This window comes from Octadecabacter sp. SW4 (genome assembly GCF_008065155.1).
Classification (GTDB): domain Bacteria; phylum Pseudomonadota; class Alphaproteobacteria; order Rhodobacterales; family Rhodobacteraceae; genus SW4.
In genome coordinates this window covers 446,996-468,392 of the sequence record NZ_CP042819.1, presented here as the reverse complement: position 1 = coordinate 468,392, position 21,397 = coordinate 446,996, and the positions used below count along the sequence as shown (strand labels likewise).

Here is a 21,397-nt window from a genome sequence, read left to right as displayed (position 1 = left end):
CCACCTTTTTCAGAAAACGAAACGCCGCCCATTGTTCCGGGCGGCGTTTTGCGTTTGGGGGGCACGACAGTGTCGCAGTGGTGTGCTAGGTTGGGCCATCAAACAACCTGAGGAAGGAAACCCATGTCATTCTCAAAATTCATTGATGCGTTTCCCAAATTGGACGTGCCCATTTCTGAAGACATCGTTTCAACCCGCGCGATTGCCTCGGACTCGGGACTGGTCGCGTTCTTCACGTTCCACGAGGATTTCGAGCTGCCCCCGCATTCCCACAAGGGCCAGTGGGGCACACTGATCGCCGGGCGGCTTGAACTCACCATCGAGGGGGTCACAACCGTCTATGCGCCGGGTGACACCTACGACATCCCGTCAGGTGCGGTGCATAGCGTCAAAGTGACTGCTGGAACGCAGGCACTGGATGTCTTTGAAGAAGGCGACCGCTACCCGCTGAAATGATAACGGGCGGCGCATGGCCGCCCGTTCTGTCGTCGATTTATGCTGCACCGCGGCCGGATTTGCGGCGGCGACGATTGCCGCCTGCCGGTTTTGCTGCGGCGTGGGCGGGCTTGGCACCACCACCATGAGAGCGCCGCTGGCCACCGCCACCGCGCCGACCTCCGCCGCCACCGCCGTTGGGTTTCTTTTTCTGACCAGGCTGCACTTCCCAGGGGCGACCTGATGCAACCGGAATATCGGCTTTCATCGCCTTTTGAATATCCAGCAATTCAATCATTTCATCGGGTGCGCAAAAGGCAATCGCCATGCCGTCAGCACCGGCGCGGGCCGTGCGGCCAATGCGGTGGACATAGTTTTCAGCGACGTTGGGCAGGTCGTAGTTATAGACGTGCTTGACCTCGGGGATGTCCAGACCGCGGGCGGCTACATCGGTCGCAACCAACACACGCAGCTTGCCGTTCTTGAAGCCCTCAATCGCGCGTTCGCGCTGGCCTTGGCTCTTGTTGCCGTGGATCGAAACAGAAGCGAAGCCCTTGGCCTCCAACATCTTATGCAGCTTTTCACAGCCGTGTTTGGTGCGCCCGAATACGATCGCGCGTTCATTGCGGTGCTTGTCCAGCAGTTCGATCAGCAAATCGTTCTTGGCTGCTTTGGCAACGAAATGGACCGACTGTTCGATCTTTTCAATTGCCTTGCCCGGAGGAGCGACCTGCACCCGGATCGGGTCATTCAGGAACGATGCAGCCAGTTCGGTCATCAGTTTCGGCATCGTGGCCGAAAACATCATCGTCTGGCGCGGGGTGGCCAGCAGCGGCGCAATCTGGCGAAGGGCGTGAATGAACCCCATGTCGAGCATCTGGTCAGCTTCGTCCAAGACAAGGTAGTGCGTTTCGTTCAAACGCACCGCCTTGCGGTCGAGCAGGTCAATCAGGCGGCCGGGGGTGGCGACCAAAAGGTCGGTGCCACGTTCAAGCCGTTTCATCTGCCCAACGATACCCGCCCCGCCGACAACAAGGTTCACCTTGAGGTGCGATCCTTGCGTATAGGCGCTAAGGTTGTCAGCGATCTGTTTGGCCAGTTCGCGCGTGGGCGCAAGAATCAGGCCGCGTGCGGTTTTCGGCTCGGGCTTGACGCCGGCTTTCATCAGCGCGTCGATCATTGGCAGGCCAAAGGCGGCGGTTTTTCCGGTGCCCGTCTGGGCAAGGCCCATCACGTCACGGCCATTCATCGCGTGCGGGATTGCCTGCGCCTGAATTGGGGTTGGGTCTTTGATGCCCTGTTCGGCCAGTTTGGCCACAAGGCGGGGCGCAAGGCCCAGCATGTCGAAATCCATATGGATGTCCTATCGGTTCGGCGACCCCGCAAGGGGCCGCACGGAAAAATATGCCCGACCCGAACGGGCAAGGCGGCAAAGGGATTGCGCCGTCGCACTGACATGAAAGCAGGATTGCTCGCACGCCGACGTGGCGCGGAACCCCTGCGTGATGGTGGGAACCTGTCACAATGCATCTTTGGCGGTGTCGGGCGCTGCGCCTGATATGCCCTGCTCACGCGGCAGCCTGCATCGGTCTAGGGGCAGATGGCCCCTTTGTTACCACAAGTCAAGGGTTTGACGAAAATGCGATATGTTCAGCGCGCATCCGCTTCCCCTTGCACGCCGCGCGCCATATAGTTACGCCGACCGTCCGGAGTTGAACCGGAGCAGGCACAAGGGGCAAGGGCAGTGGCACATATCATCGTTGTTGGTAACGAAAAAGGCGGCGCGGGCAAATCGACCGTATCGATGCATGTGGCAACGGCCCTGTCGCGGATGGGCCACAAGGTTGGCACGCTTGATCTGGACCTGCGCCAGAAAACGCTGGGCCGCTACATCGAAAACCGCACCGCCTATATGGCGCAGGAAGGGTTGTCGCTGCCCACACCGACCTATCACGACCTGCCCGAGATTGACGCCGCAAGCCTGAAACCGGGCGAAAATGTCTATGATCACCGGCTCAGTGCCGCCGTCGCCACGCTGGAGCCCGATAGCGACTTTATCCTGATCGACTGCCCGGGCAGCCACACGCGCCTGTCACAGGTCGCCCATTCGCTGGCAGATACGCTGATCACGCCGCTCAATGACAGTTTCATCGACTTTGATCTGCTGGCCCATGTGGACACCGATGGTGAAACGATCAAAGGCCCCTCGGTCTATTCCAGCATGGTCTGGAATGCGCGGCAACTGCGCGCACAGGCGGGGCTTGACCCGATTGACTGGGTCGTGGTGCGCAACCGGATGGGTGCGCAGAACATGGTCAACAAGCAAAAGATGGAAACCGCGATCACCAAACTATCGCGCCGGATCGGGTTTCGCACGGCACCGGGTTTCAATGAACGGGTAATCTTCCGCGAATTGTTCCCCCGTGGCCTGACCCTGCTGGACCTGCGCGATTTGGGTGTAACGGGGTTGAATATATCCAACGTCGCCGCCCGTCAGGAACTGCGCGAGTTGATCAAGGCGCTGAACCTTCCGGGCGTGACGGTGGATTTCTAGTAGCCGCTGTCCATGCCCATGCCGGTCATTGACGGCTGAATCTTGGGCCGGAACATGCCGCGCACAAAGAAGAACCAGCGCAGCAGGAACAAGAGCAAGAACAACCCGCCCACCATCATCGCAAGGGTCACCTGCGCGTTCTTGTCACCACTGACGGCCAGCACGCCTTTGGCGACGAACCATTGGGCGATCGGGGCGAAATCAATCTCGTACCATTCCTTTTCGGTCGCGGCAGTGGTCGGGGCGACGTATTCGGCCACGACCTGGGCGACACGTTCTTCGGCAGTTGGAATGGAAACTGCGGCGGCCGCATCGTTTTGACGGGCGTCCATCAACAGACTGCCGATGGTCGCGATTAACACCAGCCCGAACACCGCACCAACCACGATCAGGGCCACTTTGCGCAGGGTTGCACCAAAGGATCGCTTGGCGGGTGTATTTGCCCCGACCATGCCGGCCCGCAGGGTCGCAGACCCCGTGTCATCTGCCGCTTGCCCGTTGATTTTCGCATCCAGGCGACGCTTCCATTCAGGGGTGTTTTCCGTCACTTGCGCGGCTACGACGGGCGCTGGGGTGACGGCCAAAGGATCGGCCTGATCATCTTGCATCATGCCCTTGCGATTGCTGCCGGTCAGCGCAAAGGGGTCGTCAAGCGGGCTGAACCCCGACGCGGTTTGAGGCCCGGCCGATGGTTGCAATGGTGGCAAGTCAGGTATTTCGGCAGAGACAGGCGCGGGTTTGCGAAAGACCATTTTCAGAATGGCCAGCAAGGCAATTGCCCCTGCAATCTTTGAAAAAAGCCCGAAAACAGTGCCGGTCTTGGGTGCAAATTCGGCGGCGCGCCCGTTCACATAGGGGTAAACGATCAGGAAATCGGACGCGAACGCACGGCCCTGTTCACGAAAGGAGTCCGCGACGATGTCGTCCCATTTCCCCAACGTGCCCGTTTCGCCGTTCAGGTTCAGGATCGGGCCAACTTCACCAAACCCTTGGGATTTCGCCAAAAGAGCCATCGGCTCCATGTCCTCGAACTGGAAATTGCGGGTTGTGAACAGGGCGACACCAACCGGTTCGCCGGTTTCGACCTCCAACAATGGCACCATCAGCGCGCGGTCGGTCGATGACGATCCTTCGAGCGTCAACTGATAATCCATCGAGAAATCAAGCTGGGCGCGCAGGTTCACCTCGCCCATGTCAGTGCGATGACTGGCGCGATCATAATCCTCGATGTCGACAACAGCGGGCGGGCCTGCGGCAAGGGCTGCGGCCTTGCGCAGTTCCCGATCGTTTTCAGCGATTTGCAGGAAATATCCCAGTGCCAACACGGCAGCAGCACCCGCGAAAAGCGCCAATGGACCCGACATCACAAAGCGGATGAGACCTGCGAGAATATATTGCATATGACCTGCCCTAACCAAAGATTTGGACTGAAAGTGACAGGCGTTTGGGGCCAATTTGCGGCGCGGTGCGACCGATTTTATGGTGATGAAAGCATGGGAAGCGCATCCAGCGCCGCGCGCATCCGCGCGATCTTGTCGCCGTCGGTGCGGTTTCGTGATGCAGCGGAAAAACCGAACGCCTGTTCCTTTTGCCCCTGTGCCACAGGGCTGGAACAGGAGGCATGAAAGGCACCGATTCCCGTTCTTGCTGCGATATCGCCGAGGTTGCGCGCTGTCACGCCGCTGCCCGCGATCACCGTGATCCGGCCCGCTGCGGCATGTTGCAAGGCGGTCAGGCCAGCAATCCCGTCGTGCGCGCACAACGCCCCGCCCGAGGTCAGGATACAATCAAACCCAAGCGCGATCGCGTCTTCAAGTGCTCGCAAGGGATCCTCAGTCAGGTCAATCACACGGTGCAGCGTGCAGGCCATTTCGCCCGCCGCACCCCGCATATCGGCAAGTGCTTCGGCATCTAGCCGCCCGCCCTTGGACGCCCCCAGAACCACGCCCGCCAGACCTGCGCGGCGTGCCGCTGCGATATCGTGCAGGCAGGTCGAAAGATCGCGGGCATCGTAGCAAAAATCGCCCGTGCGGGGCCGGATCATCACGTGCACGGGCACCGCACTTTCGCGCGCGATCTCGATCAGTCCCGCCGAGGGGGTCAGCCCACCCAAATCAAGCGCACTGCACAGTTCGATCCGGTCGGCGTGGGTTTGGCACGCGGCGATACCTTCCGCGGTATCAACGCAAACCTCAAGCGTGGCGCTATTGGGCGGCATTGTTTTGCGCGACCACCGACAATGCGGTTGCCAGGTCGCCGCCATAATCAAGTGTGTCGGCGTCAAGCACGACAAGGTCGTCCGCGCCCCGCCCCACAAGACCACCCAAATCAGGACGCCCAATACAGGCAGCAGGTGCGGATGTCGCCATCGCAAGCGCGGTTTCCAATGGCGTGCCAGTCTGCCTCACAAGCCGCTGGACACCCAGCGCCTGGGTTACATGCGCCCCGGCAAGCGACCCTTCCTCGTTGACCAAACGTCCGTCCTGCAGGCGGATCGTCTGGCCATAAAGCGTGAATTCATCCGGTCCGCCAACGGTCGCCATCGCGTCGGACACAAGCATCATCCGCCTGGGAACAGGGCGCGCGCGGATCGCCATGCCGACAATTTCATCGGCCAGATGATGCCCGTCACAAATGATGCCCGCGTAGCAGTCGGAATTGATCACAGCACCGACTGCGCCCGGCGCACGGCCCAGCATCGGCGACATCGCGTTGAACAGATGGGTTGCGCAGGTCGCACCTGCCGCCATCAACGCGCGCACCTCCTCGGCGGTGGCATCCGTATGGCCGACCGATACGACCGCCCCGCTTTGCGCTAGGGTCGCCACATGCGCAGGTGTCGCGTTTTCCGGCGCAAGCGTCAGCATCACGGCAACACCGGCTGCGCGCAAACGCATTGCCGTTTCCATCGTGCGTGCGTCAAACGGGCGGATGAACCGCGCGGCATGGGTGCCACGGCGCGCTACAGAAATATGCGGCCCCTCGATGTGCAATCCGACGAAGCCGTGCAGCCCCTTGGCGGCAATCGCCGCATCTGCGGCCTTGTCCATGATATCGGGGTGATCGGTGATCACGGTGGGCATCAGCGCAACCGTGCCCAGCCCGCGATGCGCCGCCAAAATACCGGCGATTCCGTCAAGAGTTGGCATGGTGTTCACCATGATCCCGCCACCGCCATTGACCTGAAGATCAACGAAACCGGGTGTGATCAACCCTTTGACCGCCAGCGCATCGGCGGGTGCATCCGCCACTTCGGTCACGCGCCCGCCCGACAGGCGCAGCGCCTTGCCCCGATGCACATCCGTGCCATCAAATAGCAGATCAGGTGCGATCCAGCGGTCCATCATGTCACCCCGTTCCAAGCGGCATAGGCCGCGCCGCGCGCGCCGCTTGTATCACCGCCCTGCGCAAGGACAATCGGCGGGATTGAAAAATCGCCGATCTGTGCGGCGAGGGCTGCGGTTGTCAGATCGCCGATGACCCCGTCAATCTGGCTTAGCCCGCCGCCCAGCACGATAATGTCTGGATCAACGGTCAGGATCAGTGTGCGCATCAGGTCCGCGACCAGGTCGCACCACGCCTGCCAAACCTGCGCAGATTCCGCATGGCGCGTGGCGGCGATGTCCTGCGGGGTCAACGCGGACCCTGTCAGCGCCTTTGCAATCCGGGTCAGGCCCGGACCGGCGATATAGGTCTCGCTACAGCCCATGCGCCCGCAGCCGCATTGCACGATCGGCAGATCATATTTCGCGACCAGATGGGCAGGCGCGGAGGTATGGCCAAATTCACCACCTGTCAGGGTCGGGCCATGCATGATTGCGCCATCGATCGCAATGCCGCCGCCGATGCCGGTTCCCATGATCAGCGACATGACCGTGCGATGCCCCTTGCCTGCGCCGAACACAGCCTCGGACAGGGCAAGCGCGCGGCAGTCGTTCACATAGGTTACCGCGCGGCCTGCGGCCTTTGCGACATCACTTGGCAAGGGTTTGCCGGACGCGACGAGGTTCGCCGTCAGTGCCAGCCCCGTCACCGGATTGATCAGCCCTGCCGCGCCAATGCCCACTGGCGCAGGCACGCCGGTCTTGCCGTCAGCCCAGGCGATCTGTGACGCGACCGCCGCAACAAGGTCATCATAATCGCGCGGCGTCGCAACACGGTTGCGCGCGATCACCCGCCAGTCGTCATCGAACACCTGCGTTTCGATCTTTGTGCCACCAAGGTCGATCCCAACTGCTGTCATGACGCCACCGGATAGAGTTTCACGCCCGAGACCACGCGGCTCAGGGTGCCTTGGCCGGCAAACGGGTCATCGACGTTCAGGCCCAGGGCATGCGACCAGCGCACGGCGTCCAATTGTGCCGTTGCGATGACCAAGGGCGCGGCCCAAAGCGCGCCATATGGCATCGCAACCTTGGTGTCGCCCGTGGGGCCGACAGTGGCGAGGCGTGCTTGCGGGAACTGCGCGCGAAGTTCGCCCGCGAGGTCGGTTTCATAGGCGCTGGCGGGGTGATCGGGGCTTTGGAACAGGGTGATCGCGGTGTCATCGCTCACAAAGGATTTCGGCCCATGCCGGAACCCCAACGTGCTGTCCCAAAGGGCCGGGATTTGTCCGGCAGAAAGTTCCATCACCTTGAGCGCCGCTTCGCGCGCCGCAAAGGCCAGCGGCCCGGTGCCAAGATAAACCGCCCGCTGCGGCATTGGCGCCGCCGGATGATCACGCAGGATGGCGCGCAATTGATCGGCCAGCGCCGCCGTGCGGCCGGGAAAATCGCAGGGCGCGTCAAACAGCGCCAAGGCAGTCAGCAGCATTGTCGAAAAACTGCTGGTCATGGCAAAGCCCGCGTCATGCGTTTCTTGCGGCAGGGTGATCACCTTTTGCGGTGCGCGTGATGCGCGGGTCGCCAATACACTGTCCTTGTTGCAGGTGATGTTCAGGCGTGGCGCACCGGGCGCAAGCGCGTCCAAGACGTCAAGCGTGCCAATGCTTTCGGTGCTGTTGCCCGACCGCCCGAAACTGACGACCAGCGGACGCACACCTTCGCAGAAATGCTGCGGGCGACTGACCAGATCGGTGCTGGGCACCGCGCGCGCACCATGCAGGCCTGCTGCGATGATGTCACCGATATAGGCGCTCGTGCCCGCGCCGCAGAACCAGACGTCATCAGCGTCCTGGTCCCGGGTCCATGCGCGCAAACCTTCCACATCCAAGGATGTGCCCCAAGCCTGCCAAATGTCGGGCTGGCTGTGGATTTCGCGCCAGGTGGCCCATAGGTTCAGATCATCGCTCATGTGGTTTGTGTCACCTTCGAGAGGGTTTCGGGCGCATCCGGGTCCATCCCCAGCGCAAGGGCCGTGTTCAGAATGACCGGATACATCATCGCCAGCAAAAGGCCAGCCGCAGATGCAGGCGTCAGACCCTGCGCGCCAATATCCGCAGGGCTGATCCGCTGCACGTCGCAGCCGATCTTGCGAAACCGTGCTTCGGCCTGATCAAGGCTGTCCTGAATATGCGCGCTGCCATTATCAAGGATCAGCACCATCAGCGGGTTTGTGGCCAGTTGCATCGGGCCGTGCAACACCTCGGAAGATGAATATGGTTCGGCATGCAGGGCGCAACATTCCTTTAGCTTGAGCGCGACCTCATGCGCCGCACCATACCCCGTATCGCGACCGATCACATAGATATGGCGCGCGCGCAGCAGCGCGGCTTGCAGTTTCGCGGCGCGCGGGTGGGTCGGGTCGATCCCCCGCAGGGTCGCGATGGATTGCGCGGCGCGGGCGGCGTAATCGGGCGACAGCGCGCCAAGCAGGGCCATGCCTGCGGCGACTGATCCGATCACGGTTTTCGTGGCTGGCACGGCCAGTTCCGGCCCCGCGTTGATGGGCAGGTGCAAATGCGCTGCCATTTCGACGTTTGATCGCGATTGGTTGGTAATGGCCACGACCTGTGCGCCCTGTGCGGCCGCCCCTTTGGCCGAGAGCACCAGATCATCGCTGGCCCCAGATTGGCTGATCACAAGCGCGGCGGTGCCTGCCATGTCCACCCCCTGCCCGAGCGAAAACACCGAGGGCGGCAGGGATGTGACCGGCACGCCAAGTTCGCGCATCATTTCGTAGGACAGGATATTGGCGGCCGCATCGGACGACCCGCGCGCGATGGTATAGAACGCGCGGGCATTTTTCAGCGCAAGGGCGTCCACCTTTTGCGCAGCGGCGGCACAGAACACATCCAGCGCCTGCGCGGATTCGGTCGCCATCAGGCTGCCTGCGGTTTTGGTTTCCATGCTCATCCCCGCAATCCATAGCTGTCAAATTCGGCCCATGTGTCGGTCAGATCGATCATTGTGCCGGTGATCCGCGCCTGATCCAGCGCCATCGCCGCCAACCCCGCCTCGAGCGCGTCGACAACACCCACAGGCAGGCTGCCGACCTCGCCGCGCAGGAACGCCGCGATATCGTCCACCATCATGTGATCGGCACCGTAGTGGGCCGAGGCGCGCGCGCCGTCCATTTGCGTATAATCGTGATCGGCGATGACCGTGCCATCGCGTAGCGTCGCACGCAGATAACCGCGCACAAAGTCACCTTCGGCCATGCCCAGCGCACCCATGACGCAGAAACGGCGGTGCTCGTCGGGGACGTTCAGGTTGGTGTGAAAGGCCAGCGATGCGCCGGTGTCGTAGTGCAGGATCGCGGTTTGGTAGTCGATGATGTCACCATCAGACCGGAACGGATCGTCAATGCTTTCCCAGACACTTGGCTTGCGGTGCATGATCTCGTTTTCGGTGTTCGAGGTCGGGGCGAACTCCGGCACAAAAGATTTGCGCCCGCCAAAGCTGGCCACGCGATTGGGTCGCGCGCCTGTGACCATGTTGTAGATGTCGATGTCATGACAGCACTTTTCCAGCATGAACCCGCCCGACCATTTGATCATCCGCCGCCAGTCACGCATGAAAAACGCGCCGTGATAAGGGCCGATGTGTTCGTTGGCTTCAAGCGACACAATTGGTCCCAGACGATCAAGCACCGCGCGCAAATCGACCATGTGCTGCGAATAGCGCAGCACCAGCCCGACCATCACCTGATCGGTGCCGTGTTTGGCCAAAAGGGCGGCCAATTCCATGGTGTCTTCTTTGGTTGTCACAACGGGTTTCTCGGTAAAAATGCGCACGCCTGCAGCCAGCCCCAACTTGATATGGTCAAGATGGAAACTGTTGGGCGAACCAACAAAAAACAGATCGGGCTGTGTATCGGCCAGCATTTGCGCAACGTCGTCAAAGCGTGGCGTATCCTCGCCGATCATGTGCAGAAATGTCGGTTGCGGATCGTAGTAGCCGACGAATTCCACCTCGGGTATCGCATCGCGCAGGATCGACAGAACGTGCCCCGCACGCAGACCTATGCCGGAGGTGACGACCTTCATGCGACCAGAGCCGGTGCAGATTTGCGGCGCAGCACATCGCCATTGGCATCGAAAACATGGCAGTCTTGCGCCAGGACCGACAGGGTCAGGTTACGGCCCTCGCGCACGGGGGCGTCGCCGGGAAGCGAGGCGCAGAAGCGGTGGCCGTTGCCAATCGTGCCATAGGTGATCGACACGCCACCAAGCCGTTCCAGCACGCGCACCGAAATATCCAAGCCACTGTCGCCAAGGCTGACATGTTCGGGCCGAATGCCGACTTCGACCACGTCGCCCTTGCGCACGCCATTGGCGTCAACAGGCAGCGCCATTTTATGCCCGCCGTCCAGTTCAACGGTTAGCAGATCGCCGGTTTCCAAAACCGTGGCGGGGATCAGGTTCATGTTGGGCTGACCAATGAATGAGGCGACGAATTTCGTGGCAGGGTGGTGGTATAGCTCCATCGGGGTGCCGAACTGTTCGACCCGTCCGCCATTCAGCACGACAATGCGGTCGGCCATTGTCATTGCCTCGACCTGATCGTGGGTGACGTAGACCATCGTAGCATCAAGTTCGGAATGCAGTTGCGACAGCTCCACGCGCATATCACCGCGCAGGGCCGCATCAAGGTTGGACAGGGGTTCATCGAACAGGAACACCTTGGGATTGCGCACGATGCTTCGCCCAATAGCGACCCGCTGGCGCTGCCCACCCGAAAGCTGCCCGGGCTTCAGTTGCAGCTTGTCGGTCAGTTGCAAAATCTCGGCGGCCTTGTGGACGCGCTGATCCATGTCACCCTTGGCCAGACGCTGCACGCGCAGCGGAAAGGCAATGTTTTCATAGACCGACAGGTGCGGATACAGCGCGTAAGACTGGAAGACCATCGAAATGCCGCGATCAACCGGATGGGCGGCGCTGACATCTTGGCCGTCGATGATGATGCCGCCTGACGTCGCCTCCTCGAGCCCGGCGATGATCCGCAGCAACGTGGATTTGCCGCAACCTGACGGGCCGACGAAAACCACAAACTCCTTATCCTCGATGGCAAGGGAAATATCGTGCAGCACCTTGGCCGCGCCAAAGGATTTGTTGATCGCATTCAGGTCAAGGGTGGCCATTGTGCAAGCGTCCTGTCTTGGAGGTTTCGGGGGGCATGTCCGGGCGGCAGCAGATGCCCGCCGCCCGGATCGGGGAGAAACACCTGCTAAAGGGCGTCGTCCAGTTCTTGGCCTGCGATCGTCACAAGATTGTCCACGGTGTCATCTTCAAGGATGATGCCCTGGATCATGTTGGTGAATACCGATTGCAACGATTTGAAGTCCTCGACCAGTGGTTCAGGGCCACCTGTCTGGATCGATGCGGTAAAGGTCGGCCAGATACCACTTTCGTAGTAAAGATCGGTCTTGCCCATCGCCGCATAGTCAAGGATCGGCGTCAGACCCCACGAGCTGTCCAAGTCATACTGGCTGTCGCCGGATGTGATACGCTGCGCCAATTCCTGCGCCAGGCCTTCGTGACCCGAGCCTTTGAATACGACAATGCTGTCGGTGATCAGGATCGAGCCGCTTTCACCGGATGGGCCGCTTGGCACAGGGACAACCAGTTGGTTGATGTCCTCGTTATGTTGCCCGTAACCCCAGGGGCCGGACACATACATCGCGATCTGGCCATCGTTGAACAGGTCTTTCAGCTGGTCGCGTTCCCATGCGGTGGGGCCGTCCTGGGCCACGGCGACTAGGCTGCCATAAAATTCAAGCGTTTCGCGGGTTTGCTGGCTATCAAGTTTGTTTTCACCGGTCACCGGATCAATCACGACTCCGCCATTGGAATAAAGATAGTTCAGGAACTGGTGCATGGTGTTGTCGAAATCCTTGCCCGCAAGGCCAACACCGGCGGCATCGGTGTTGTTGGTCACGGCTTCGGCCATCGCATACATGTCATCCCAGGTGGCAGGGGCAGCACATTCCATACCGGCCTCCTCGACAAGGTCGCAGTTGATATAAAGCGCCTTGGTCGAAAACGCGTGCGGATAGCCCCAAGCCTGACCCTCGATCGTCACGGTGTTCAACACGCCGGGCTGATAAGGTGTTTCGGGGTCGATGTTGGCGGGCACGATCAGATCGTTGTTGGCCAGTTGGCGCAGCGTGCGCGACCCCATGTAGGCAATCGACGGTGGATCACCGGCAGCGGCCAGCGTCAGGGATTTGTCCTGGCAGGTGCCCCAGGGCACCGCTTCAAGGTTCACTGTCACGCCTTCGTTGTCGGCGACAAACTGATCGACAACAGCCTGATCGGCGGCGCGGATTTCCCCGCCACACATGATAAAGTGCAACTCGGTCGCGTCGCTGTCGGCCTGTGCGGTCATCGCTGTGCCAGAGAGCAGCAGCGCCCCCATCGAGATTTTCGCAAGTTTCATTTGATCGTTCTCCCTTGGTTAAGATTATTCTTTCACCGCGCCCGCCGTGAGACCGGCGACGAGGTATTTTTGCAGGAACAGAAAGATGACCATGACGGGCAGCACACCCACCAGGGCAGCGGCCATCATTTCGTTCCAGGTCACCGACTGATAGCCGATGAATTCGAACAGACCCGCGGGCAGCGGTTGCAATTCGCGGGTCTGGTTGAATGTGATTGCGAACAGGAATTGCTGGGCGTAAGCGCCAATGAACACAGCCGTTCCGACAACGATCAGCCCGGGCGTTGCCAAGGGCAGCACCACGCGGCGCAACGTATACATGCGCGATGCGCCATCGACGTAGGCCGCTTCTTCCAACTCGCGCGGGATTTTTTCCAGATACGAGCGTAGCAGCCAGATGCCCGTCGGAATAAGAAACGCCACACCTGGCACGATCATCGCCCAATATGTATTCAGGAACCCCAAGGAGCGCAGCACCCGGTAAAGCGGGATCAGCAGCACCGCGCCCGTGAACATGTTGACACCCAGAAAGATCGCAAGACTCGCGTTCTTGAACGGAAAGTCGAGCCGGGCATAGGCATAGGCCGCCGGCACCACGAAAATCATCGTCAGCCCTGTCACCGAAAAGGCGATAAAGACCGAATTGAAGATATAACGCCCGAGCAGCGGCACCGTCACCCACATGTCGGAATAGGCCTGGAAGCTGAAGTCGTCAGACCAGAACTGATAGGGGCTGCGGAACAGATGTTCGAGAGGGCGCAGGGAGGCCATGAACATCTCGAAGAAGGGCAATAGGATGAAGATCAGAAAAACAATGATGGCTGCGTAGATCCCTGCCATCTGAAGCTTGGTATACTTGTCCATCATCTTACTTCACCCCGTATTTCTTGTTCACCTTGTTCAGGAGGAACAGGTAGGCCAGAGAAAAGGTGCCCAGCAGAAACACGATGATCACAGCGCGCGCCGACCCTTCGCCGAATTTGTAGTTACCGATGGCGGTCTTGTAGGTGTCGACGATCAAGGTGGTCGTCGCGCTGCGCGGTCCGCCTTCGGTCAGGATCCAGATAATTTCAAAACTATTGAAAGTGAAAATCGCCGACAGCAGGGACATCGAGACGATCACCGGCATGATCTGCGGGATCGTGATGCGGCGGAACCGATACCAGCGCCCCGCCCCATCAACCCATGCGGCCTCGTAGAGGTCGCGGCTCACGCCCTGCATCGCAGCAAGGAAAAACAGGGTCACCATCGGCGTGCCGACCCAGACATCAGCGACCACCGCCGAATAGAACGCCGACCGTTTATAGGCGAGAAATTCGAACGGCCCATCGATCAACCCGATCGCCTGTGCGGTGCCTGACAGCACACCGAAATACCCGTTATAAAGCCAAAGCCAGCCAATCATCCCGATCGCAATCGGAATGACCCAGGGCGGCATCACCAGCACGCGAAACAAGCCGCGCCCGGGCACAGCGGCGTTCAGCAATGTTGCGCCGACCAACCCAAGCACCAGCTTCAGCGCGACCGACAGAAACATCCAGTAAAAGGTGCGCACGATCGTTTGTTGAAACTTGCGGCTTTCCAGCAGGTCTTCGTAGTTGGCAAGACCGATGTATTCTTCGCCGCCCAAGCCTGCCTCCATGAAGGACAGGCGGATCGTTTCGGCCAGCGGCCATGCGACGATAATGGCGATGAACAGCATGGCGGGGCCGACCAGCAACCATGCAAACACGCTCTCGGGCAGCACCTTGCGGCGGCTTGCCTCTTGGGTTCGCCCGATCGACTGCGCGATATCTGTCACGTTGATGCCCCCCGGCTGGATTTTCACCACAAGCGAATCGCGGTGCCTGAAATAATGATACCAAAGAGACGCATTATTACTACCAATATAATACCAAAATAGCACAGGGCTATTTTTATAATTAAATACAGTATTTTAAGCACCAATATGATAACCCCCATTGCGCAGGTGTATATAATTGGTATTGTATTCGCATACCAAACGGGCAGGTCAAAAATGTCGCTAAGCTTAGATATCTTTCACCCGGACAGCTGGTTTCGTGCGGGCCGCGGGCCGCGCTATCAGCAGTTGCAGCGCCATATCGCGGCGGCGATCCAATCAGGTCGCCTCGCGCCTGACGATCAACTTCCGCCCGAACGTGAGCTTGCCGACATGGCCGATATCAGTCGCGTCACGGTGCGCAAGGCAGTGGCCCAGCTGGTCAGTGACGGGCTGATTGAACAGCGTCAGGGGGCGGGCTCCTTTGTGCGCACGGCGGCACCCCGACTTGCGCAATCGCTGTCGTCCCTCGTGTCGTTCACGGAAAACATGCAAGCGCGGGGCATGACCTCGACGTCCGAGGTTCTGTCGGCAGGGTTGGTCACGCCGAACCCTGACGAAATGATCGCGCTGGGCCTATCAGCCCATGATCGGGTGGCGCGGATCAACCGGTTGCGCAACGCCGGTGATACGCCAATGGCGCTGGAATATTCGTCATTGCCGCGCGATATCCTGCCGCGCCCTGATCTTGTGCAAACCTCGCTTTACGCCGTGCTGCGCCAGACAAACTGCGCCCCTGTGCGCGCCGTGCAACGAGTAATGGCTGCCAATCTGACCAGCGCAGACGCCAGCCTGCTGAAACTGCCCGAAGGCACCGCTGTGCTGCGCATCGAGCGCACCGGATACCTTGGATCGGGCCGCCCGATCGAATTTACCAGCGGGCTTTACCGGTCAGACATCTACGATTTCGTTTCCGAACTGCGGTTGGACTGACATGGATTATACCTGCGAACTGCATGGCGCCGAATTGCTGTGCACGATCACCCCGGACCGCGATCTTGCGCGCCCGCTATTCTGCTTTTCCGGCATGGCGCCAATGACGGCAACCGCTGGTGGGCAGCGCATCAAGGGCTTGGGCAGTTACACCGAAGTCGCCATGCCTGATCTGCGCGCGGGCGTGCCCCATCGGGTGACGTTGCAATACGCGACGGGTCACAAGCCGGCGAACCGCGCGTGGCACCCCATCGGCCCGCTGCTGCGCGTCGGCAACGAGGTGATCAAGCTGCCGCAAACCACCCCGCTGGGGTGTCGCCCACAGCCCCTGCCCGATCTGGGGCCGTTTGACGGTTTACCCCTTGTGCCGCAACCATCATCGTGGAAACCGGACGGGCAGACCCTGACCGTCGGCGGGTTCACGGGGGAGGATCCGGCGCTTGCCGCCGTTGCTGCCCTGGCCGCACGGCAAGGGCTGACCTTTGTGGGCGATCACCCCGTCAGTTTTGCAGATGCCGACCTACCCGTTGACGCCTACACCCTGCGCATCACGCCCGAGGGCACCACCGTGCAGGCATCATCCTATGGCGGGCGGTTTTATGCGGGGGTCACGCTGCTAACCCTGCTGCAACATGGCCCCTGCCCTGTGGCATCCTGCATGATGTCCCCCGTTTCGGCTGGCGCGGACAACATCTGGACACCGCGCGCCACTACTATCACCCCGATACGATCTGCGATCTGCTGGACCTGATGGCGCTGCTGAAACTCAACCGGTTTCACTGGCATTTCGCAGACGACGAGGCCTTTCGCCTTGAGATCGACTGCCTGCCCGAGCTTTGGCAAAAGACGGTGTTTTGTGGTGAGGGGCAGTTGCTGCCCGCGCTATTTTCCGAGGGGTTGGTGACCGGTGGCAGTTATTCCAAAGACACCGCCCGCATGATCATCGCCCATGCCAAGGCACTGAATATCGAGGTCATGCCGGAAATCGAAACCCCGGCCCATGCCATTGCAATCACGCATGTTTTCCCCAATACGCGCGACCCCGCCGATAATGGCGCCGAGGTTAGCGTGCAGGGCTATCAAGGCAATGTTCTGAACCCGGCGCAGCCAGAAACATGGGAGGTTATCAACGCAATTGCCACCGAGGTTGGCGCGCTTTTTCCATTCGGTCATCTGCATCTGGGGTGCGATGAACTGCCCGAAGGGACGTGGATGGGCAGCCCGATGGCCCGCGATCTGATGGCGCGTGAAGGGCTGGAAAACACCCACGATCTGCAGGGCTGGACGATGGAGCGTATCGCCGCACAAGTGGCGCAAAACGGCCAGCGTCCCTGCGCTTGGGAAGAGGCCGCGCAGGGTAAGAATGGCGGTATCGGTCACGGTGCAATCCTGTTCAGCTGGACCGGTCAGGGGCCGGGCGTGGCGGCGGCACGCGCGGGTTATGACGTGGTGATGACCCCTGCGCAGCACACCTATTTCGACATGGCCCACAGCGACGATCCCGACGATTGGGGCGCAAGCTGGGCCGCTTTTGTGTCACTGACGGACACGCTTGCGTGGAACCCCGTCCCCAACCCCGATATCGCCGATCGGGTCATCGGCGTGCAGGGTGCGTTCTGGAGCGAGTTCACCACGCAGGACGCCCAAATCTGGCCGATGCTGATGCCGCGCATGTTGGGGCTGGCGGTCAAGGCGTGGCAGTCCGATGACCTGCCCCCCGACGATCTGATCCGCCTTGCGCGCGGGCATTTTCTGGTCCCGTTTACGCCTGCCAGCGCTACAAGATAATTCTGCGAGACAAGGCGAAATTCGCCCGCTAGGGTCGTTTGGAAAGTGATCACGGAGCGGGCGATGAACTTTGGACTAAGCGACGAGCAAGAGATGATCGTCCAAACCGTGCGCAGCTTTGTGGAAAGGGAAATCTACCCTCACGAGGCCGAGGTCGAACGCACCGGCGAAGTGCCTGCCGAGCTTGGCGAAGCAATCAAGAAAAAGGTGATCGACCTTGGATTCTACGCCTGCAACTTCCCGGAATCCGTGGGTGGCGCGGGGTTGAACCACGTTGACTTCACGCTGGTGGAACGTGAATTGGGACGCGGGTCAATGGCGCTGACGCATTTCTTTGGCCGCCCGCAAAACATCCTCATGGCCTGCGAAGGCGATCAAAAGGAACGCTATCTGTTGCCCGCCGTGCGCGGCGAGAGGTCCGATGCCCTTGCCATGACCGAACCGGACGCCGGATCGGATGTGCGGGGGATGAAATGTCAGGCTGTGCGCAGCGGCGGTGATTGGGTCGTCAACGGGTCCAAGCACTTCATATCCGGCGCGAACCACGCCGATTTCTTTATCGTTTTCATCGCTACGGGCGTTGACGATACCCCGCGTGGCCCCAAGAAGCGCATCACCACCTTTCTGGTTGATCGCGGCACGCCAGGGTTCACGGTGCGTGACGGCTACACGTCGGTGTCCCATAAGGGCTACAAGAATTGCATCCTTGATTTTGACAACTGCCGCCTGCCCGATGCGCAGGTTCTGGGCGACGTCGATGGCGGTTTTGCAGTGATGAACGAATGGCTTTATGCCACGCGGATCACGGTTGCGGCCTTTTGTGTGGGCCGCGCGCGCCGCTGTTTTGACTACGCGCTGAACTATGCTGCCGAGCGCAAGCAATTCGGCCAGCCGATCGGCAAATTTCAGGGCGTCGGTTTCCAGATCGCCGATATGATCACAGAAATCGACGCCGCCGACTGGTTGACGCTGGCCGCCGCCTGGCGGCTTGATCAGGGGTTGCCAGCCAACCGTGAAATTGCCAGCGCCAAGGTCTATGCCTCGGAAATGCTGGCGCGCACAACGGATGCGACCTTGCAGATTTTCGGTGGCATGGGGTTGATGGACGACTTCCCTATTGAACGGTTCTGGCGTGATGCGCGGGTCGAACGGATTTGGGACGGCACCAGCGAAATCCAGCGCCACATCATTTCGCGCGATCTGCTGCGCCCGCTTGGGGCCTGACGTGACGGGCGATCTGGCCCGCCTGCTGCGGCCTGCGTCAATCGCCGTGATCGGCGGCGGGGCGTGGTGCGAACAGGTCGTGCGACAGGCCAGCGGCATGGGATATGCTGGCGCGATCTGGCCGGTGCATCCGCGTGCAGACACCATCGCGGGACTGCCCGCATTTGCCTGCATGGGCGACCTGCCCGGCGCACCGGATGCGGTGTTCATCGGCGTGAACCGTGACGCCACGGTCGGGCTGGTGCGTGACCTTGCGCAGGTCCGCGCGGGCGGGGCTGTGTGTTTTGCCAGTGGCTTTGCCGAAGCCCGGGCCGAGGACGCGCGCGGCGATGATCTGCAGGCGCAACTGGTCGCGGCGGCGGGTGACATGCCGATCCTTGGCCCCAACTGTTACGGCTTTATCAACGCGCTTGATGGTGCGCTGCTCTGGCCTGATCAGCATGGTTGTGCACGGGTGGACCGCGGCGTGGCGATCCTGACCCAAAGTTCCAACATCGCGATCAATCTGACGATGCAGAAACGCGCCCTGCCCATCGCCTATACGATCACTTGCGGGAATATGGCGCAGACCAGTCAGGCCCAGATTGCCACTGCCCTGTTGGACGATCCGCGCGTGACGGCCATCGGGCTGCATATCGAAGGGTTTTCCGATCTGCGTGCCTGGGAGGCCTTGGCGCAAAAGGCCCATGCAAAAGGTGTGCCGCTGGTCGCCATCAAGGTCGGCGCGTCCGATCAGGCACAGGTGGCGACCGTGTCGCACACTGCGTCCCTTGCGGGCAGTGATGCGGGTGCGCAGGCTTTCCTTGACCGGCTGGGCATTGCGCGCGTGGGCAGCCTGCCCGCCTTTATAGAGACGCTGAAATTGCTGCATTGCGCCGGACCACTGACATCGAAAAACATCGCCTCAATCAGCTGTTCGGGCGGCGAAGCGAGCCTGATTGCGGATATGGCTATGGCGACCGGGCTGACGTTTCCGCCGCTGACGCAGAGCCAACGCACGCAACTGGCCGGTGCCCTTGGGCCGATGGTCGCGCTGAACAATCCGCTGGACTATCACACCTATATCTGGCGCGATCACGTCAAGATGGCAGCGGCATGGGCGGGGATGACCGGCCCTGACATCGCCATGACGTTCTCAATCGTTGACTACCCAACCACCGATGCGACCGATTGGGAATGTGCCACGCAAGCTGCCTTGGACGTGCGTGCGCAAACGGGTGCGCATTTCGCGATGGTCGCAAGCCTGCCAGAACTGATGCCGCTAGATGTCGCGGCGCGCCTGATGACGGGCGGCGTGGTGCCGTTCATGGGGATCCCCGAGGCCTTGGCCGCAACCCATGCCGCCGCGCAAATCGGCCCGCCTGATCCCAAGCCGGTGCTGTTGCCCAGCGCGCACCTGAACCCGCAAACCCTTGACGAGGCAACGGCGAAAGCCGCACTGGCCGCGCATGGCGTGCCCGTGCCCGCCAACCGCGTGGCGCGCGACGCGGATGAAATCGCGCAAGCCATCGTGGCCTTGTCCCCTCCCTATGCCGTCAAAGGGGTCGGCCTTGCCCACAAGTCGGAACATGGTGCTGTGCGGTTGGGAGTTGCCGCTGCTGATGTCACGACAGTTGCTGCCGAGATCGGCACCGATGCCGTATTGATCGAAGAAATGGCGCCGGGTGGCGTGGCGGAATTGCTGATTGGCGTCACGTGCGACCCCGCGCACGGGTTCGTGCTGACCCTTGGGGCGGGTGGCGTCTTGACCGAGGTATTGCGCGATACGGTGTCAATGCTGGTGCCTGCCGATGGCACGGCGATTGAAACGGCGCTGAACCGATTGCGCTGCGCCCCCCTTCTGCTCGGCTATCGCCGCAAACCCGCCGCCAATTTGGTTGCAATCGTCGACACGGTGCAGGCCGTGCAATCCTATGTGGTTGCCAACGCCGACAGCTTGGCCGAAGTTGAGATCAACCCGCTGATCTGCACCCCAGATGGCGCGATTGCCGTCGATGCCCTCATCCGAAAGACCATGCCATGAACCCGATCAAGACCGAAACCCGTGACGGTATCCTGCTGGTCACGCTGGACCGCCCCAAGGCCAACGCCATTGATCTGGCGACAAGCCGGATCATGGGCGATACCTTTGCTGCGTTTCGCGACGATCCGGCGCTGCGGGTCGCGATCATTACCGGCGCGGGGGCAAAGTTCTTTTGCCCCGGTTGGGATCTGAAGGCGGCGGCTGATGGCGATGCGGTGGACGGCGATTATGGCGTTGGCGGCTTTGGCGGCTTGCAGGAGTTGCCTGACCTGAACAAGCCGGTGATCGCTGCCGTGAATGGGATTGCCTGCGGCGGCGGGCTGGAACTGGCGCTTTCGGCGGATATGATCATCGCCGCCGATCACGCGACATTTGCCCTGCCCGAAATCCGATCCGGCACGGTGGCGGATGCAGCCAGCGTCAAACTGCCCAAACGCATTCCCTATCACATCGCGATGGAGCTGTTGCTGACCGGTCGCTGGTTTGACGCGAGCGAGGCCAAAGGTTGGGGGCTGGTCAACGAAATCGTGCCGGCCGATCAACTGATGGACCGCGCCTGGGAACTGGCCCGGCTGTTGGCATCGGGCCCGCCGCTGGTTTACGCCGCAATCAAGGAAATCGTGCGCGATGCCGAGGATTCGAAGTTTCAGGACGCCATGACCCGGATCACCGGACGGCAATTGGCCACCGTTGATGTGCTTTACGGGTCCGAGGACAACCTTGAAGGCGCGCGGGCTTTTGCAGAAAAACGCGATCCTGTCTGGAAAGGGAAATAACTGCGC

At 60.9% G+C, this 21,397-nt stretch carries 20 protein-coding genes; 8 read left to right on the top strand and 12 right to left on the bottom strand.

From position 1 onward, the window contains the following. The first annotated feature begins 123 nt into the window (after nucleotides 1–123). Nucleotides 124–456 carry a cupin domain-containing protein gene (locus FTO60_RS02410; RefSeq protein WP_148054472.1) on the top strand — a complete coding sequence of 111 codons (333 nt, stop codon included), beginning with the start codon at nucleotides 124–126 and terminating at the stop codon, nucleotides 454–456. Nucleotides 457–493: 37 nt separating this feature from the next. Here FTO60_RS02410 and FTO60_RS02405 read toward each other — a convergent pair whose 3' ends face one another. Continuing rightward, a complete protein-coding gene (locus FTO60_RS02405) occupies nucleotides 494–1,789 on the bottom strand; it encodes a DEAD/DEAH box helicase (protein WP_148054471.1) in 1,296 nt (431 codons plus the stop codon). A gap of 390 nt (nucleotides 1,790–2,179) precedes the next feature. Here FTO60_RS02405 and FTO60_RS02400 point away from each other — a divergent pair, with 390 nt between their 5' ends. Then, on the top strand, nucleotides 2,180–2,989 hold the full coding sequence (locus tag FTO60_RS02400; RefSeq protein WP_148054470.1) for a division plane positioning ATPase MipZ: 810 nt from the start codon (nucleotides 2,180–2,182) through the stop codon (nucleotides 2,987–2,989). Here the strand turns inward: FTO60_RS02400 and FTO60_RS02395 are convergent. From FTO60_RS02395 to FTO60_RS02345, 11 genes are all read right to left on the bottom strand, one after another. Beyond that, a complete protein-coding gene (locus FTO60_RS02395; RefSeq protein WP_148054469.1) occupies nucleotides 2,986–4,389 on the bottom strand; it encodes a hypothetical protein in 1,404 nt (467 codons plus the stop codon). The genes FTO60_RS02400 and FTO60_RS02395 overlap by 4 nt on opposite strands. A 77-nt stretch (nucleotides 4,390–4,466) precedes the next feature. Beyond that, the gene (locus FTO60_RS02390; RefSeq protein ID WP_148054468.1) at nucleotides 4,467–5,207 is read right to left on the bottom strand and encodes a copper homeostasis protein CutC; all 741 of its coding nucleotides are present in this window, start codon (nucleotides 5,205–5,207) and stop codon (nucleotides 4,467–4,469) included. Beyond that, nucleotides 5,194–6,336 (bottom strand): N-acetylglucosamine-6-phosphate deacetylase, encoded by a 1,143-nt coding sequence (gene nagA, locus FTO60_RS02385; protein ID WP_148054467.1) that lies wholly within the window; start codon nucleotides 6,334–6,336, stop codon nucleotides 5,194–5,196. The genes FTO60_RS02390 and nagA overlap by 14 nt, the downstream gene beginning before the upstream one ends. Beyond that, nucleotides 6,333–7,232 (bottom strand): ROK family protein, encoded by a 900-nt coding sequence (locus FTO60_RS02380; RefSeq protein WP_148054466.1) that lies wholly within the window; start codon nucleotides 7,230–7,232, stop codon nucleotides 6,333–6,335. Before FTO60_RS02380 ends, nagA begins: the two co-directional genes overlap by 4 nt. Further along, nucleotides 7,229–8,281 carry an SIS domain-containing protein gene (locus FTO60_RS02375; RefSeq protein WP_148054465.1) on the bottom strand — a complete coding sequence of 351 codons (1,053 nt, stop codon included), beginning with the start codon at nucleotides 8,279–8,281 and terminating at the stop codon, nucleotides 7,229–7,231. The genes FTO60_RS02380 and FTO60_RS02375 overlap by 4 nt, the downstream gene beginning before the upstream one ends. Next, nucleotides 8,278–9,276 carry an SIS domain-containing protein gene (locus FTO60_RS02370; protein ID WP_254696870.1) on the bottom strand — a complete coding sequence of 333 codons (999 nt, stop codon included), beginning with the start codon at nucleotides 9,274–9,276 and terminating at the stop codon, nucleotides 8,278–8,280. The genes FTO60_RS02375 and FTO60_RS02370 overlap by 4 nt, the downstream gene beginning before the upstream one ends. Before the next feature lie 2 nt (nucleotides 9,277–9,278). Further along, on the bottom strand, nucleotides 9,279–10,415 hold the full coding sequence (locus tag FTO60_RS02365; protein WP_148054464.1) for a Gfo/Idh/MocA family protein: 1,137 nt from the start codon (nucleotides 10,413–10,415) through the stop codon (nucleotides 9,279–9,281). After that, nucleotides 10,412–11,509: an ABC transporter ATP-binding protein gene (locus FTO60_RS02360; protein ID WP_148054463.1), complete on the bottom strand. Its 1,098-nt coding sequence runs from the start codon at nucleotides 11,507–11,509 to the stop codon at nucleotides 10,412–10,414. Before FTO60_RS02360 ends, FTO60_RS02365 begins: the two co-directional genes overlap by 4 nt. A gap of 86 nt (nucleotides 11,510–11,595) precedes the next feature. Then, nucleotides 11,596–12,807 (bottom strand): ABC transporter substrate-binding protein, encoded by a 1,212-nt coding sequence (locus tag FTO60_RS02355; RefSeq protein ID WP_148054462.1) that lies wholly within the window; start codon nucleotides 12,805–12,807, stop codon nucleotides 11,596–11,598. A gap of 24 nt (nucleotides 12,808–12,831) precedes the next feature. Further along, entirely contained in the window at nucleotides 12,832–13,674 is an 843-nt protein-coding gene (locus FTO60_RS02350; protein ID WP_148054461.1) for a carbohydrate ABC transporter permease, read from the bottom strand. Between the two features lies 1 nt (nucleotide 13,675). Next, nucleotides 13,676–14,608 carry a carbohydrate ABC transporter permease gene (locus tag FTO60_RS02345; protein WP_254696869.1) on the bottom strand — a complete coding sequence of 311 codons (933 nt, stop codon included), beginning with the start codon at nucleotides 14,606–14,608 and terminating at the stop codon, nucleotides 13,676–13,678. A gap of 216 nt (nucleotides 14,609–14,824) precedes the next feature. Here FTO60_RS02345 and FTO60_RS02340 point away from each other — a divergent pair, with 216 nt between their 5' ends. The 6 genes from FTO60_RS02340 (at nucleotide 14,825) to FTO60_RS02315 (ending at nucleotide 21,391) form a co-directional block, all read left to right on the top strand. Next, nucleotides 14,825–15,580: a GntR family transcriptional regulator gene (locus FTO60_RS02340; RefSeq protein WP_148054459.1), complete on the top strand. Its 756-nt coding sequence runs from the start codon at nucleotides 14,825–14,827 to the stop codon at nucleotides 15,578–15,580. A 1-nt stretch (nucleotide 15,581) separates the two neighbouring features. Beyond that, nucleotides 15,582–16,331, top strand: a complete 750-nt coding sequence (locus FTO60_RS02335) for a glycoside hydrolase family 20 zincin-like fold domain-containing protein (protein ID WP_148054458.1) — start codon at nucleotides 15,582–15,584, stop codon at nucleotides 16,329–16,331. Continuing rightward, entirely contained in the window at nucleotides 16,220–17,368 is a 1,149-nt protein-coding gene (locus FTO60_RS02330) for a family 20 glycosylhydrolase (RefSeq protein WP_368074265.1), read from the top strand. The genes FTO60_RS02335 and FTO60_RS02330 overlap by 112 nt, the downstream gene beginning before the upstream one ends. Nucleotides 17,369–17,431: 63 nt before the next feature. Continuing rightward, complete coding sequence (locus tag FTO60_RS02325) at nucleotides 17,432–18,592, top strand: acyl-CoA dehydrogenase family protein (RefSeq protein WP_148054456.1); 1,161 nt, start codon at nucleotides 17,432–17,434, stop codon at nucleotides 18,590–18,592. Then, nucleotides 18,504–20,615: an acetate--CoA ligase family protein gene (locus tag FTO60_RS02320; RefSeq protein WP_172623781.1), complete on the top strand. Its 2,112-nt coding sequence runs from the start codon at nucleotides 18,504–18,506 to the stop codon at nucleotides 20,613–20,615. The genes FTO60_RS02325 and FTO60_RS02320 overlap by 89 nt, the downstream gene beginning before the upstream one ends. Further along, the gene (locus FTO60_RS02315) at nucleotides 20,612–21,391 is read left to right on the top strand and encodes a carnitinyl-CoA dehydratase (RefSeq protein ID WP_148054454.1); all 780 of its coding nucleotides are present in this window, start codon (nucleotides 20,612–20,614) and stop codon (nucleotides 21,389–21,391) included. Before FTO60_RS02320 ends, FTO60_RS02315 begins: the two co-directional genes overlap by 4 nt. Nucleotides 21,392–21,397: the final 6 nt, after the last annotated feature.

Excerpts from the sequence above, each read along its gene's own strand:
- FTO60_RS02340 (WP_148054459.1), top strand. The coding sequence starts at position 14,825 with ATGTCGCTAAGCTTAGATATCTTTCACCCGGACAGCTGGTTTCGTGCG.
- FTO60_RS02335 (WP_148054458.1), top strand. The coding sequence starts at position 15,582 with ATGGATTATACCTGCGAACTGCATGGCGCCGAATTGCTGTGCACGATC.
- nagA (WP_148054467.1), bottom strand. The coding sequence starts at position 6,336 with ATGATGGACCGCTGGATCGCACCTGATCTGCTATTTGATGGCACGGAT.
- FTO60_RS02315 (WP_148054454.1), top strand. The coding sequence starts at position 20,612 with ATGAACCCGATCAAGACCGAAACCCGTGACGGTATCCTGCTGGTCACG.
- FTO60_RS02370 (WP_254696870.1), bottom strand. The coding sequence starts at position 9,276 with ATGGAAACCAAAACCGCAGGCAGCCTGATGGCGACCGAATCCGCGCAG.
- FTO60_RS02320 (WP_172623781.1), top strand. The coding sequence starts at position 18,504 with ATGCGCGGGTCGAACGGATTTGGGACGGCACCAGCGAAATCCAGCGCC.
- FTO60_RS02365 (WP_148054464.1), bottom strand. The coding sequence starts at position 10,415 with ATGAAGGTCGTCACCTCCGGCATAGGTCTGCGTGCGGGGCACGTTCTG.
- FTO60_RS02325 (WP_148054456.1), top strand. The coding sequence starts at position 17,432 with ATGAACTTTGGACTAAGCGACGAGCAAGAGATGATCGTCCAAACCGTG.
- FTO60_RS02375 (WP_148054465.1), bottom strand. The coding sequence starts at position 8,281 with ATGAGCGATGATCTGAACCTATGGGCCACCTGGCGCGAAATCCACAGC.
- FTO60_RS02410 (WP_148054472.1), top strand. The coding sequence starts at position 124 with ATGTCATTCTCAAAATTCATTGATGCGTTTCCCAAATTGGACGTGCCC.
- FTO60_RS02395 (WP_148054469.1), bottom strand. The coding sequence starts at position 4,389 with ATGCAATATATTCTCGCAGGTCTCATCCGCTTTGTGATGTCGGGTCCA.
- FTO60_RS02355 (WP_148054462.1), bottom strand. The coding sequence starts at position 12,807 with ATGAAACTTGCGAAAATCTCGATGGGGGCGCTGCTGCTCTCTGGCACA.
- FTO60_RS02390 (WP_148054468.1), bottom strand. The coding sequence starts at position 5,207 with ATGCCGCCCAATAGCGCCACGCTTGAGGTTTGCGTTGATACCGCGGAA.
- FTO60_RS02360 (WP_148054463.1), bottom strand. The coding sequence starts at position 11,509 with ATGGCCACCCTTGACCTGAATGCGATCAACAAATCCTTTGGCGCGGCC.
- FTO60_RS02380 (WP_148054466.1), bottom strand. The coding sequence starts at position 7,232 with ATGACAGCAGTTGGGATCGACCTTGGTGGCACAAAGATCGAAACGCAG.
- FTO60_RS02405 (WP_148054471.1), bottom strand. The coding sequence starts at position 1,789 with ATGGATTTCGACATGCTGGGCCTTGCGCCCCGCCTTGTGGCCAAACTG.
- FTO60_RS02350 (WP_148054461.1), bottom strand. The coding sequence starts at position 13,674 with ATGATGGACAAGTATACCAAGCTTCAGATGGCAGGGATCTACGCAGCC.